The 13,787-nt window shown below is 55.5% G+C and carries 14 protein-coding genes and 1 pseudogene; 7 read left to right on the plus strand and 8 right to left on the minus strand.

Annotated elements, in window-relative coordinates:
• Positions 1–95 precede the first annotated feature (95 nt).
• Positions 96–452 (plus strand): annotated as a pseudogene (locus tag ACZRMH_RS08170) (MFS transporter); the annotation flags it as partial.
• A 112-nt stretch (positions 453–564) separates the two neighbouring features.
• Positions 565–1,419 carry a LysR family transcriptional regulator gene (locus tag ACZRMH_RS08175; RefSeq protein WP_464012981.1) on the plus strand — a complete coding sequence of 285 codons (855 nt, stop codon included), beginning with the start codon at positions 565–567 and terminating at the stop codon, positions 1,417–1,419.
• Here ACZRMH_RS08175 and ACZRMH_RS08180 read toward each other — a convergent pair.
• Positions 1,412–2,560: an acyl-CoA dehydrogenase family protein gene (locus ACZRMH_RS08180; RefSeq protein WP_464012982.1), complete on the minus strand. Its 1,149-nt coding sequence runs from the start codon at positions 2,558–2,560 to the stop codon at positions 1,412–1,414. The two genes, ACZRMH_RS08175 and ACZRMH_RS08180, sit on opposite strands and share 8 nt — an antisense overlap.
• Before the next feature lie 187 nt (positions 2,561–2,747).
• Between ACZRMH_RS08180 and ACZRMH_RS08185 the strand changes: the two genes are divergently transcribed.
• Positions 2,748–4,055: a PQQ-dependent sugar dehydrogenase gene (locus tag ACZRMH_RS08185; RefSeq protein ID WP_464012983.1), complete on the plus strand. Its 1,308-nt coding sequence runs from the start codon at positions 2,748–2,750 to the stop codon at positions 4,053–4,055.
• A 141-nt stretch (positions 4,056–4,196) separates the two neighbouring features.
• Here the strand turns inward: ACZRMH_RS08185 and ACZRMH_RS08190 are convergent, their stop codons facing one another.
• The 5 genes from ACZRMH_RS08190 to ACZRMH_RS08210 form a co-directional block, all read right to left on the minus strand.
• Positions 4,197–4,736, minus strand: coding sequence for a C40 family peptidase (locus ACZRMH_RS08190; protein ID WP_464012984.1), 540 nt, complete (start codon positions 4,734–4,736; stop codon positions 4,197–4,199).
• Positions 4,737–4,881: 145 nt separating this feature from the next.
• The gene (locus tag ACZRMH_RS08195) at positions 4,882–5,508 is read right to left on the minus strand and encodes a C40 family peptidase (protein ID WP_464012985.1); all 627 of its coding nucleotides are present in this window, start codon (positions 5,506–5,508) and stop codon (positions 4,882–4,884) included.
• Between the two features lie 225 nt (positions 5,509–5,733).
• Positions 5,734–6,438 (minus strand): DnaA regulatory inactivator Hda, encoded by a 705-nt coding sequence (gene hda, locus ACZRMH_RS08200; RefSeq protein ID WP_261741275.1) that lies wholly within the window; start codon positions 6,436–6,438, stop codon positions 5,734–5,736.
• A gap of 226 nt (positions 6,439–6,664) precedes the next feature.
• Positions 6,665–7,738, minus strand: a complete 1,074-nt coding sequence (locus tag ACZRMH_RS08205) for an AI-2E family transporter (RefSeq protein ID WP_464012986.1) — start codon at positions 7,736–7,738, stop codon at positions 6,665–6,667.
• Between the two features lie 35 nt (positions 7,739–7,773).
• Positions 7,774–8,808, minus strand: coding sequence for a DUF2066 domain-containing protein (locus ACZRMH_RS08210; protein WP_464012987.1), 1,035 nt, complete (start codon positions 8,806–8,808; stop codon positions 7,774–7,776).
• A gap of 383 nt (positions 8,809–9,191) precedes the next feature.
• On the opposite strand from ACZRMH_RS08210, the gene purM reads away from it, so the two are divergent.
• The 4 genes from purM to ACZRMH_RS08230 all read left to right on the plus strand — a co-directional run bounded on the left by purM (position 9,192) and on the right by ACZRMH_RS08230 (position 12,182).
• On the plus strand, positions 9,192–10,250 hold the full coding sequence (purM, locus tag ACZRMH_RS08215) for a phosphoribosylformylglycinamidine cyclo-ligase (protein WP_464012988.1): 1,059 nt from the start codon (positions 9,192–9,194) through the stop codon (positions 10,248–10,250).
• On the plus strand, positions 10,250–10,900 hold the full coding sequence (gene purN / locus ACZRMH_RS08220) for a phosphoribosylglycinamide formyltransferase (protein WP_464012989.1): 651 nt from the start codon (positions 10,250–10,252) through the stop codon (positions 10,898–10,900). Before purM ends, purN begins: the two co-directional genes overlap by 1 nt.
• 8 nt (positions 10,901–10,908) lie before the next feature.
• Positions 10,909–11,622, plus strand: coding sequence for a DUF3108 domain-containing protein (locus ACZRMH_RS08225; RefSeq protein WP_464012990.1), 714 nt, complete (start codon positions 10,909–10,911; stop codon positions 11,620–11,622).
• A 377-nt stretch (positions 11,623–11,999) separates the two neighbouring features.
• Positions 12,000–12,182: a hypothetical protein gene (locus ACZRMH_RS08230; protein ID WP_016779856.1), complete on the plus strand. Its 183-nt coding sequence runs from the start codon at positions 12,000–12,002 to the stop codon at positions 12,180–12,182.
• A 95-nt stretch (positions 12,183–12,277) separates the two neighbouring features.
• Here ACZRMH_RS08230 and ACZRMH_RS08235 read toward each other — a convergent pair whose 3' ends face one another.
• A complete protein-coding gene (locus ACZRMH_RS08235) occupies positions 12,278–12,823 on the minus strand; it encodes a DUF2058 domain-containing protein (protein ID WP_016779855.1) in 546 nt (181 codons plus the stop codon).
• A gap of 22 nt (positions 12,824–12,845) precedes the next feature.
• Entirely contained in the window at positions 12,846–13,679 is an 834-nt protein-coding gene (gene mazG / locus ACZRMH_RS08240) for a nucleoside triphosphate pyrophosphohydrolase (RefSeq protein WP_464012991.1), read from the minus strand.
• Positions 13,680–13,787: the final 108 nt, after the last annotated feature.

Here is a 13,787-nt window from a genome sequence, read left to right on the forward strand (position 1 = left end):
AATGATCGCGCGCTCTTCAACGCTGAGTTCGGAATAGGACATAGGGGCAGCACCGTACCGGAAAGGTCAGGTGTTGCACTCAGTTTTCGCGGCCGCCCCTGATAATAGTGGGGCATTGTGTATTGACCGCCTCCTACCTTATCCCACTAACAAACAGCTCAACCGCATTTTTCCTTATTATGGTTGCTGTATTTTCTATCGCTGAAACTTTGATAATGCCTGCCATTGATACCTACATCTCAAAAATAGCCCCCCCCGGACGTGAAGCAAACTATTTTGGCATTGCCAATATCCCCTGGATCATTGGCGCCACGATAGGAAACATGGTGGGGGCACATTTATTAGAGAGTAGCAACCCTACCACTCCTTGGATACTTATGAGCGTACTCGCCATCAGCGGTGCTTTAGCTCTGTCACTATTCTCTCGCCTGAACAATAACCTGAAAACATAGCATCTCAGAAAACGCAAGAATGCTCCTACAAAAAAACAAGAATCGACCTACTTGAAAGCACATCTTAAAACGCAAATCATAATCTCTTTACAGTTCATAAAGAATAACAACCATGAAATTCGTCAATATCGACATGGATTTATTGAGAGCATTGGTATTTGTCAGCAATACTCAAGGCTTTACAAAAGCGGCGCAACAACTGTTTCGTACACAATCTGCGATCAGCTTGCAAATAAAAAAGCTTGAGCAACTTACCAATTCCCAACTACTGGAGCGCGGAAAAGACATTCATTTAACCCCTGCCGGACTAAAAGTCTATGAGTATGCATTGAAAATACTCACTCTCAATGATGATCTGGTCAGCTTATTCAACTGTGATACTTCCTCTTTCGAGCCAAAAATAAGCTTGCCCGAACATCACGACTCGCACTTGATCAAAACACTGATTGGTAACCCTGTGATTGCTTCCAATCAGTGTCATTTTGTGAGCGTATTTTCAGATCAGGCGTCCAAACTGATCGATCAGCACCAGCTCGATATGGCCTTTATTCTTCATACCGAACTCCCCGGTGGCATTGAGGTTAGCAAGGTCCCATTGAGCTGGGTATCCGCGACCGGCTCCACTGTTTATCATGGCTGTGTCATTGCACTTGTGCTCCCCCCTGAAGGCAGCTTGATACGCTTTATCGCTCAGCAGGCACTCAATTACCTCGATCATCCATCAACCGTTATTTCCTCAGCCACTGAGCACAACGTACTCTCAGATGTAATTATTGCCGGCAAGGGTATCGGCGTAATGCCAACCCATACAATTCCAGAAGGGCTATTGATCATCACCGACGAGCAACTACCTCTTCTTCCATCCCCCAACCTTTATATAAAACTGCCCGAGCACGCCGATGCGCGATTAATAAAGCTGGCACCTGCATTCGCAGACGCCTATCGTTTGGGAATATGCGTTATCTAGCGATGTGGGCGCTTAACATTTGATTGAAAATATTCACCTTTTGTATATCATTGGTTCCACCTGCTATCTTCATACCGACTGCATCGCGTACATATTTTCCTATTTTCGGGTCTGAGTAACCCAGGTGACCGTAAATCTGCATCAGGTTATCCGCCGACTCTACCAAACGCTCTGCAGCCTGATATTTGACGCACGAGCACACCAATGATCCATCGGGTTGTTTATCTTCCAGTATACGTAGCGCGTCATAGGTCAAACTTCGACAGATAACTGAGGACATCTTCATGCCCACCAGTTTGCCCTGCACGTATTGAAAATCACCAATATTACGACCAAATGCCTGCCTAGAGAGACTACGCTGCAAGGCTGATCGAGTCATGCTATCTATAAGACCGGCAGCAATGATTCCATACAAAGCCCGCTCAAAAGAAATAATCTCGTGCAGGATCTTTAAACCGGCGCCTGGAGCACCAATGATATTACCCGTCACAACGCTGACATTATCGATTTCAATATTTGCCGTCGGACTTGTGCGAAGACCCAAATTATTTTCTGCAGGACCAATAGTGACACCTGTCACATCCAGATCGATAAAGAACAAAGTGATGTCTTTTTTCATACCCAGGGCCGGAATACGCCCCGCCAGCAGCCCCATTACTGCAACAGGGGCATTAGTTATGTGTGTTTTCTTTCCATTGAGCCGATAACTGCTTCCCGCCTTGACTGCCGCCAGTTGCATGCTCGACAAATCAGACCCGCCACCTAGCTCCGTCATTGCGGTTACCGCAATATCCCCCTTTAACAGCCTGGGCACCCAACGCAGTTTTTGCTCTTCACTGCCGTAATCGCATAGCAATCGCAAGGAACCAATATGACCAAGGCTCGTGATCAGAAAACCCAGATCCTCACACTCCCTTGCAACCTCCTCCAGGCATTCAACGCATTCGATCCATGTGCCGCCCAAGCCACCGAGTTCGCAGCTCACGGGGATTTTCCAAAGATCCAGATCAGCCAACATTTGCCAACTGAACAGATCCAGAGTTCCCTTACTGTCATGGCGTAAAGCTCTTTCAGAAACTGATTGACCTACCTTTTTGAACACCGCTTTATCAACCACTTTCCCACAATCCGAATGGAACATGGCTAACCCTTCTCATCAATACGTTTGATGGGTTATGAACTCCGTACAGACCTTTGCCCAACGAGTTCTGATCATCGTGCAGATATCAAAAACTAATACCCCGCCTGGATTGACGCGATGGTGTCCGGCCTGAACCTTTCAACAGCTACGCTTCTCTATGACCAGACAAGTCCTAATGGAGATCCACATGCTCAAGCGCCAGCATGCTGTTGTTATCGTACTTGCCGCCGGGCTGGCCGCCTGCGGCGAGAGTTCGACCCTGCAAGTGGTGGACGGCACCGGTCCAACGCCGAAATTGCCCGAGCCGAACAAGACACTGATCCCCACCGTCAATATCGCCCCGGCGATCGGCTGGCCTGCGGGCGCCACACCGGTTGCCGGCAAAGGCTTGAAGGTGACCGCCTTTGCCGAAGGCCTCGACCATCCACGCTGGCTCTACGTGTTGCCCAATGGCGATGTGTTGGTGGCAGAAACCAATTCGCCGCCCAAGCCCGATGACAGCCAGGGCATTCGCGGCTGGCTGGCGGAGAAAGTCATGAGCCGTGCAGGCGCCGGGTTGCCGAGCGCTAACCGGATCACTTTGCTGCGAGATGCCAATCAGGATGGCATCGCCGAAACCCGCACGGTGCTGCTCGAGAACCTCAACTCGCCCTTCGGCATGACCCTGGTAGGCAATGACCTGTACGTGGCCGATGCCGACAAGCTTTTGCGCTTCCCCTATCAGGCTGGCGAGAACACCATCAGCGCCCGGCCGACCAAAGTCATCGACCTGCCGGGCGGACCGCTGAACCACCACTGGACCAAAAACGTCATTGCCAGCCCGGACGGCACCAAGCTGTATGTCACTGTCGGCTCCAACAGCAACGTGGGCGAAAACGGCATGGACAAGGAGGAAGGCCGCGCTGCGATCTGGGAAGTTGATCGCGCCACCGGCAGCCACCGCATTTTTGCCTCGGGCCTGCGCAACCCCAACGGCATGGATTGGGAACCCAAGACCGGCAAGCTCTGGACTGCAGTCAACGAACGCGACGAAATCGGCAGCGACCTGGTGCCTGACTACATCACCTCGGTCAAGGACGGCGGCTTCTATGGCTGGCCCTACAGCTATTACGGCCAGCATGTGGATGTACGGGTCGACCCGCAAAACCCGGAACTGGTGGCCAAGGCCATCGCCCCGGATTACGCCGTGGGGCCACATACCGCCTCCCTGGGCCTGAGTTTTGCCGAAGGCAGCAAATTGCCCGGCTTTACTGAGGGAGTGTTTATTGGCCAGCACGGTTCATGGAATCGCAAGCCGCACAGTGGTTATAAGGTGATTTTCGTACCCTTTGCCGACGGCAAGCCCGCAGGCATGCCGATCGATGTGCTGACCGGCTTTCTCAACACAGATGAAAAGGCCATGGGCCGGCCAGTGGGCGTGGTGATCGACAGGCAGGGTGATTTACTGGTTGCCGATGATGTCGGCAACAAGGTTTGGCGGGTGTCGGGGAGGTAAGATAAAAGAGAAGTTCAACTGTGGGAGCGGGCTTGCTCGCGATAGGCGCTACGCGGTTTATCTATATGACCGCAGTAGCGCCATCGCGAGCAAGTTGAATCATCGCACTGCCTCTCCCACAAAGGTTGGGCCACCCTGAATTTAGGGCAAACGCGCCAAATGCTGCTCTGTCGGCAACACCCGCTTGGCATTCAGATAAGCTTTCTGCCAGTAAGCCTTGTTCAGGCTGTCCAGCTTGACCGTACCGCCTGTGGCAGGCGCATGCACAAAACGGCCTTCGCCCACATAGATCCCGGCATGACTGACCTGGGAGCCGCCATTGGTGGCAAAGAACAGCAGATCACCGGTTTGCAGCTTGTCCTGACCAACACTCTGCGCGCTCATCACGATCATCTCGCGGGTCGTGCGCGGCAACGAAATTCCTGCAGCGTCGTTGTAGACGTACTTGATCAAACCACTGCAATCAAAGCCCGAATCCGGCGTATTGCCACCCCAGCGATAAGGCGTACCCACCAGGCCCAAGGCGCGAAACAGCACGTCTGCAGCTACTGGCGAAGACTCTTCGGCGGGGTTGATAAATACGACTGGCTTGGCCGGTACGGCAACCGGCGCAGGGCGGCTGGAGCAGGCACTGAGTAGCGCTGCTAGAGTCAAGAGTACAGCTCGGGCCATGGTCGACATAAACAGAATGTTCCTGATTCTGGATACGGCAACTCTGGCCGCGAAGCCCGAAGCCGCGAGAGGGGGCACCTTCGCGGCTTCAGAAATTTAATAATGCTCCTGAATTCTAGCCGTTAGCAGCCGAACTTCAAGTAACACATTAACTTTATTTACGAGCGACTACGCTCGCTGGAGCCATCGCCAGGGCGCGTTTGGCCTCGATAAAGGTCTTGCTCCAGTAGCTGTCACCCAGATTATCAATCCGTACACCCCCGCTGCGGCGGCTGCTGGAGTGGATAAACTGGTCATCGCCCAGGTAAATCCCGGCATGACTGACACGGCCACGACCATTGGTGCTGAAGAACAGCAAATCACCTGGTTTCAGATTGTTTCGTGCGACCAACGGTGCTTTAACGTTGATCATTTCGCGGGTCGAGCGAGGCAATTGCATGCCTGCTTCTTCCTTGAACAGGTAGCCAATAAAGCCGCTGCAATCGAAGCCCGCTTCAGAGGTGCCGCCAAAACGGTAACGGGTACCGATCAAGGACATGCCGCGCTCAAGAATGCTGTCAGCCAAAGCTGGCAATTCGTAAGGCTTGCTGTTGGCAGAAAATTCAGCGAGTTCTTTTTCGGTTGCCAGTTCTTCCTGATAAAGAGCGGAAGTTTGCGAGACCGAAGATGACTTTTGAACCTGAGTCTGGACAACTTGCTGCGACACTGGCGTGTGGGCGGCGCAGCCAAACAACAGGGTAACGAGTGCGAGAGGCACGAGGGGTGCGAAGCGCTTTAGCATGGGCACGACCGTGGCTTAATGGAAAAAGTAGCCGCGACTATGCCAACTATGATCCTCATTTGCAAATTCAATCGATCTAAATGTGACTTGATGGTTTCGTCGTGACATCTAAGGCTGTACACCCCTGACGATAGATTTTGCGCACACGCCCCTTTGGCCGCGCAGGATTTCTGGCGCCTGAAAACCGCCAATAATGGCTGCAGACCGCGGTCTTAAAGGGATGAACTACCAGCCCAGGGTTTCTTTCAGGAAGGGGATAGTCAGCTTGCGCTGCGCCTGCAAAGACGCCTGATCGAGTCGTTCGAGCAAATCGAACAATGCACTCATGCTGCGCGTGCCGCGAGTGAGAATAAAATGCCCGACCTCGTCGGTCAGGTGCAGGCCGCGGCGCGATGCGCGCAACTGCAGGGCACGCAGCTTGTCCTCATCGGACAGCGGGCGCATCTGAAAAACCAGTGCAAGGGTCAGGCGGGACTTGAGGTCCGCCAGCTTGATCGGCAACTCACGGGGAGAGGTGGAGGCGGCAATCAGCAGGCGCCGGCCGCTGTCACGCAGGCGATTGAACAGGTGAAACAGCGCTTCTTCCCAGTCAGCCCGCCCGGCCACTGCCTGAAGGTCATCCAGGCAAACCAGCTCGTACTGCTCAAGGTTATCGAGGATTTCTATGCCGCGATCCAGCAACTCGGCCAGTGGCAGGTAAACCGCCGGTTCTCCCATCTGCTCAAAGCGCAGGCAAGCGGCCTGCAGCAGGTGCGTACGCCCCACGCCATGCTTGCCCCAGAGGTAGATCAGGCTTTCGGTCCAGCCAGCGTCGGCTTCGCACAGACGTTCGACATAGCCGAGTGCAGCGGCATTGGCGCCTGGATAGTAATTTATGAAGGTAGCGTCATCACGCAGACGCACACCTAGGGGCAGCTGAATCGGTTTCATGCTGACTGAACAGTTCAAACGAACCGTTAGTGGCCTCTGTGTAAGGTTTGAAAAGTTTATACCCGTGTCGCTGGGCACACAATGTAACAGACCGCGAGCAAAATCAAAGGTTTGCATTAAGGTCTTGGATTGATTGGGCTTTTTCTGACAACTACGAGCGGCTTCGCGGCCACAAAAAAGGCGGGACCACCTCGCGACGGCCCCGCCTTCACGGAACGCCCCCAACCTATAACTGCGGGTCTTCACTGCCTTTATAGGCTTGGGACTCCTTGTACATATCCTGCACATGGCGCAGCAGCACCATGATCACCGCCGCTACCGGCAAGGCCAGCAATACCCCGGTAAAACCGAACAACTCACCGCCCGCCAGAATCGCGAAAATTACTGCCACCGGGTGCATGCCGATCTTGTCACCCACCAGCAATGGGGTAAGCACGGTGCCCTCCAGCGCCTGGCCGACCATAAACACCGCCACGATGCCGAGCATCGGATACAGATCGCCACCAAACTGGAACAGTCCGGCCACCAGCGCAGCTCCAATACCGACAATAAAGCCCATATACGGCACGATGGCCGCCACTCCCGCCATCAAGCCGATCAACAACCCCAACTCGAGCCCGACCAGCATAAGACCTGCGGAATAGATCACCCCCAGCGCCAGCATCACCAGCAGTTGCCCGCGCACAAAGGCGCCAAGCACGTCATGACATTCTTTGGCCAGCGACACAATCTGCTCGGCCCGGGCGCGGGGCAACAGACCGTGAATCTTGACCATCATGATGTTCCAGTCACGCAGCAGGTAAAACGCTACTACCGGAATCAGCACCAGATTGGCCAAAAAGCCGATCAGCGCCAGGCTGGAAGCCGTAGCCTGGGACAGGACGATTCCGACAATGTCAGTGGCCTGACCCATATGCTCGGTGATCGCCGCCTTGATCTTGTCGAACTTCCAGAAACTGTCACTCAAGCCGAACTTGGCCTGCACCCACGGCATTGCCGTGTGCTGCAACCAATCGAGTATCAGCGGGGCCAACTGGTAGAGTTTCAACAGCTGCTTAGCCAGCAGCGGAACCAGTACCAGCAACAATGTCATCAAAATGACAGTGAATACCGCAAACACCGCAACCACGCCCCAGGTCCTTGAAAGCCCGAGCCTTTCCAGGCGGTCGACCACCGGGTCGAACATATAGGCCAGGACGATTGCGACCAGAAAAGGCGTAAGTATCGGATGCAGGAAATACACGAACAGGGCGAACCCCAACGCTACGCCCCACCATACCCACCGTCGCGAATCAGCCATGAGCCACCCCATCCTTATATAAAGAAGACATCAACCTACCAGCGAAAGCGCAACTGCGCGGGCGGCGCTGAAGCCACACTTGTTGCCTGTCCTGCTTCAGCCGCAGCAGGCACTTGCCCCGCCGGTACTTCCTGCAATTGCGCCAGCCCCAGTTGCGAACGCAACTGCTCGGCGCTGCCATTTACCAGATACACAATACGATCACCGTCGACGTTCTTCAGTTGTGCGCCAAAGGGCTCAAGCAAATGCCCCAACTGCGCATAACGCTGCAGCGTCATGCCTTGCACTTCGAGCAACTGCTCCGAAGAAACGCCGGGCTTGACTGCGTAGCGCGGGGCCAGCCGCTGACTCACCGCGAGCATCACGGCATCGGCCAGCGCGGCCTGATCCGGAGCCTGAGCGCTGCCCTGCTCCTGCTGATCACCTACCCACAAACGCCACTTGGCGCTCCACTGCCCGTCGTCTTCACGGGCATGCACGGCCAGCAGCGCATCCGCGCCGTAACGTTCGGAAGCATCCTTCAAAGGCGCAGGATTGCTGCCCTCAAGGTTTTCCGCCGTACCCACCAGTTGCTCACTCAAATCTGCCAACGGCAGGCGCAGCGGCAAACCGCGATGTTGCGCGGCACGGCGCAAGGGCTCAGCCACAGACTGACCGTCACCCACCAGGCTCGAGCCATCCACTGAGTCATTCAGCCACCAGCCGAGCAATGCGGGCCGGTTGCTGCCCCACAACGACAAACCGGCCTGACGCAACGCACGGTCAGTGCTCACTGGGTCAAAATCCACCTGCAGGCTTTCCGGCGGGCCCGCGTCATAGCCGTAGCGGCTAATAATTTGCTGCGGATCTTTGCGAATTGCCTCCAACGCCGGGCTTTGGATCGCCTTGGCATCCCCGGTCAAGCGCAACACCAGGGTTTCCAGGGCCTTTTGCGTGGCCTGGGTGCGCTCGTCGGGCGACTGGCTGGTGACCGGCTCGTGTACCTGATAAAGACCCGTCAGGATTTCGGCATGACTGGCCAGGCTAAAAAATGACAAACAGCCCACAGCTAAAAATTGGCTAAGACGCATGAAAGATTCCCGATGACTAAAAGCAGCCTGATAAGGCCGTCATAAAAACACTCGAACAGACTTCTGACATGGCCACAGCCAAATCATTCAAGCCTGTCATGCAGTTTTCATGCGGTCATAAAAACTCAAAATAGATTCGCTATACCTTATACAGGCCTGCGCATGGCAGCCAGCACGACTAAAAAAGGTTTTTTTCGACAGATATAACCCTGCCTGTCGGCCCGAGGATGGCCGCTGCCCTTCAAGCCTGATAAAATCGCGCGCCTTCGCAGACCGCCAACAGCCGGACACCCTGCAAATGCTCTGTTGCAATCAACAAGCACTTGCAAGCCTGCCCCCTGAACTCGGTCGATACCCCCGAATCCCCCCTAAAGGCCTGGATTATGAGCAAGCAACCATCCCTGAGCTACAAAGACGCCGGTGTAGACATCGACGCCGGTGAAGCATTGGTCGAACGCATCAAGAGCGTGGCCAAGCGCACTGCACGCCCGGAAGTGATGGGCGGCCTCGGCGGTTTTGGCGCCCTCTGCGAAATCCCGGCTGGCTACAAGCAGCCTGTTCTGGTTTCCGGCACTGACGGCGTTGGCACCAAGCTGCGCCTGGCACTGAACCTGAACAAGCACGACAGCATCGGTATCGACCTGGTCGCCATGTGCGTCAACGACCTGATCGTATGCGGCGCCGAGCCTCTGTTCTTCCTTGACTACTATGCCACCGGCAAGCTCAACGTAGAAACCGCGACCCAAGTGGTTACCGGTATCGGCGCTGGCTGCGAATTGTCCGGTTGCTCCCTGGTGGGCGGCGAAACCGCTGAAATGCCAGGCATGTACGAAGGCGAAGACTACGACCTGGCCGGTTTCTGCGTCGGTGTTGTGGAAAAATCCGAAATCATCGACGGCTCCAAGGTGGCTGCCGGTGACGCCCTGCTCGCCCTGCCATCTTCGGGCCCGCACTCCAACGGCTACTCGCTGATCCGCAAGATCATCGAAGTGTCCGGTGCCGACATCGAAAACACCCAGCTCGACGGCAAGCCGCTGGCCGACCTGCTGATGGCCCCGACCCGTATCTACGTCAAGCCGTTGCTCAAGCTGATCAAGGAAACCGGCGTTGTCAAAGCCATGGCCCACATCACCGGTGGCGGCCTGCTCGACAACATCCCGCGCGTCCTGCCAAAAGGCGCCCAGGCGGTGGTTGACGTTGCCAGCTGGCAGCGCCCTGCAGTCTTCGACTGGCTGCAAGAAAAAGGCAACGTGGACGAACACGAAATGCACCGCGTGCTGAACTGCGGCGTTGGCATGGTGATCTGCGTGGCTCAGGCCGACGTTGAAACCGCGCTGAACGTACTGCGTGAAGCGGGCGAGCAGCCTTGGGTCATCGGCCAGATCGCAACTGCCGCTGAAGGCGCTGCGCAAGTTGAGCTGCAAAACATCAAGGCGCACTAATGCCTGATACCTGTGATGTAGTGGTGCTGCTTTCCGGCACCGGCAGCAACTTGCAGGCCTTGATCGACAGCGATGACGTCAAGGCCAGCCCGGCAACGATCCGCGCGGTAATCTCCAACCGCGCCGATGCCTACGGCCTGCAACGCGCCAAAGACGCGGGTATCGCTACCCGCGTACTGGATCACAAGGCATTCGAGGGCCGCGAGGCCTTCGATGCTGCACTGATTCAAGTCATCGACGAATTCAAACCGCAACTGGTGGTACTGGCCGGCTTCATGCGCATTCTCAGCGCAGACTTCGTACGCCACTACCAGGGTCGCCTGCTCAATATCCACCCCTCCCTGCTGCCTAAATACAAAGGCTTGCACACGCATCAGCGGGCGCTGGAGGCAGGAGACAGCGAACACGGCTGCAGCGTGCACTTTGTGACCGAGGAACTCGACGGCGGACCTCTGGTCGTACAGGCAGTGATACCGGTAGAGTCCGATGACTCGCCGCACAGTCTGGCGCAACGGGTCCACGCCCAGGAACACCGGATTTATCCGCTTGCAGTGCGCTGGTTTGCCGAAGGTCGCTTGTCACTTGACGAGCAAGGCGCATTATTGGACGGTCAATTACTTGCGGCCAGCGGCCACTTGATACGAACCTAGGAGAACTTATGCGTCGTGCCCTGCTTCTCGCCCTTAGCCTGCTGGCTATTCCAGCAGTCCAAGCGGCCGATCTTCAGCCATTCAAGGCCAGTTACACGGCTGACTGGAAACAACTGCCCATGAGCGGTTCTGCCGAGCGCAGCCTGACCAAGAGCGATAACGGCATCTGGACCTTGAACTTCAAGGCTTCGATGCTGGTGGCCAGCCTGAACGAAGAAAGCACCCTCAAGATCGAGAAAAACACACTGATCCCGTTGACCTACCACTTTGAACGTGGCGGCCTGGGCAAAGCGAAAAAGATCGATCTGGATTTCGACTGGGCGGCCAAGATGGTCACTGGTACCGATCAGGGCGACGCTGTAAAAGTGCCTTTGCTCAGCGGCATGCTCGACAAGTCCACCTACCAGTTGGCACTGCAGCGTGATGTAGAGGCCGGCAAAAAATCCATGAGCTACCAGGTGGTTGATGGTAACGACGTGGACACCTATGACTTCCGCGTGATCGGCCCTGAAGTGGTCGAAACCAAGGCTGGCAAGGTAGACGCCATCAAGGTTGAGCGCGTACGCGACCCGACACAGAACAAGCGCATCACCGAAATGTGGTTCGCCAAGAACTGGGGTTCGCTGCTGGTCAAACTGCGTCAGGTAGAAAAAGACGGCAAGGAATACAACATCATGCTGCTCGACGGCACGGTGAATGGCCAAACGGTCAAGGGCAACTAAGCGCCAGGCCCTGGCTGCAAGCTTCAAGAAAACCTCGCCTCGGCGAGGTTTTTTTTAAAAAGCCTATCGCGAGCAAGCCCGCTCCCACAGGTTTTGTGCTGCCCATAAATCTGATGCCAGACAATTGCATTGTGGGAGCGGGCTTGCTCGCGATGCAGGCGACTCGGTGCTCCCGAAAGCCCTCAAACATGAAACATTTGTCATAAAACTAAACACCAGATCCGTAAACACCCCGTTTTTAAAGGGCTGCAGGGTTTTCTGGTTTTTAACAAGATGACAGCGCGACAATCAGCTATTTACTTAGGAAGCTAACAGATTCTATAAAGAAGTCCTGCGACGCCTTGCCGCAGGCCCTTATCAGAATTTGGAGCAAGCAGATGACTATCAAAGTAACTGAGCGCGACGATTCACGTATGTTCCACCAGCTGGTAGCCCACGGTGTACACCTGTGGGATGTGCATCAAGAAGACATACTGGTAGGCATGTTCCACCGCGAAAGCGACGCTCACAGCTACAAGGCTGAGCTGGAAAAGCTTGAAGCGCAGAAACGCCAGGCCTGAACGACAGCAACTACAGTCTTGAAAAACACAAACCCCGCCGAAGCGGGGTTTGTTGTATCAACGCGAACGCTCCCACAAGTTTTATATCACCCGCTTTACCACATCAAATCATCGGGGATCTGATACGCCGCGTACGGATCGTCTTCTTCCGGCGTTTTCGGCTCCACCAGAATATTCAACTGCACGATCCGGCGCGGGTCGCGCTCCTGGATCTTCAGCGCCGCCTCGCGAGGGATAACTTCATAGCCGCCCTGGTGCTGTACGATCGCCAGCGAGCCATTGGCCAGCTTGTTGCGCATCAGGGTGTTGACCGACAGGCGCTTGACCTTCTTGTCGTCAACGAAGTTGTAGTAGTCCTCGGTGTTCAGCTTGGGCAGACGCGAAACTTCGATCAATTGCTTGATCTGCGCGGCACGGGCCTTTTGCTCGACTTTCTCCTGCTGCTGGCGGTTCAGCTCCTGGTCGCGCTTGACCTTCTCGGCCTTGGCTTCGGCAGCCAGACGCTGCTGGGTGTCGTCCAGTTCGATCTGGCCTTTGTGGGCCAGTCGCTGCTGCTTCTGCTTTTCTTTACCGGCCTGTTTGGCCTGCTTCTCATTGACCAGTCCGGCTTTGAGCAACTGGTCGCGTAGGGAAATGCTCATCTACTTACTCACTTAGGCAAACTCAGCCGCAGCTGGGCAAATTCTTTTCCTGGCGCTTGGCTTCGCCCCACAGGGCGTCCAGGTCTTCAAGGGTGCAACTTTCAATGGGACGCAGGGTATCGCGCAATGCCTGCTCGATAAACCGGAAACGTCGATCAAATTTTGCATTGGCGCCACGCAAGGCGGTTTCCGGGTCGACTTTAAGGTGCCGGGCCAGATTGACCACCGTGAACAGCAGGTCACCGATCTCGTCATGGATGGCCGCCGAATCATTGTCGGCCATAGCCTCCAGCACTTCGTCCAGCTCTTCACGGACCTTGTCCAGCACCGGCAATGCGGCTGGCCAGTCAAAGCCGACCTGGGCTGCCCGCTTTTGCAGCTTGGCCGCGCGGGACAACGCAGGCAGGGCTACCGGTACATCGTCGAGCAGCGACAACTGCTCGGGGGCAGCAGATTTTTCTGCACGCTCCTCGGCCTTGATCTGATCCCAGCGCAACTTGACCTGTTCTTCGCTCAGGCGCGGCACGTCCAGCGGCGCATACAGGTCACCAGTGGGGAATACATGGGGATGACGGCGGATCAGCTTGCGGGTAATGCTGTCGATTACCCCGGCAAATTCAAAGCGGCCTTCTTCGCGGGCCAACTGGCTGTAATACACCACCTGAAACAGTAAATCGCCCAGTTCCCCCTGCAGGTGCTCGAAATCGCCGCTCTCAATGGCGTCAGCGACCTCGTAGGCCTCTTCAAGGGTATAAGGCACAATAGTGGCGTACGTTTGCTTGATATCCCATGGGCAGCCGTACTGCGGGTCACGCAGGCGGGCCATAAGGTGTAGCAGGTCGTCGAGGTTGTACATCAATAATCCTTTGGCTCGCCGCCCCAATCCTGTAGGAGCGGGCTTGCTCGCGATGCAGACAACTCGGTACATCTGATGTATCGAGGTGATGCTATCGCGAGCAAGCCC

It is taken from the genome of Pseudomonas sp. B414, assembly GCF_055408445.1.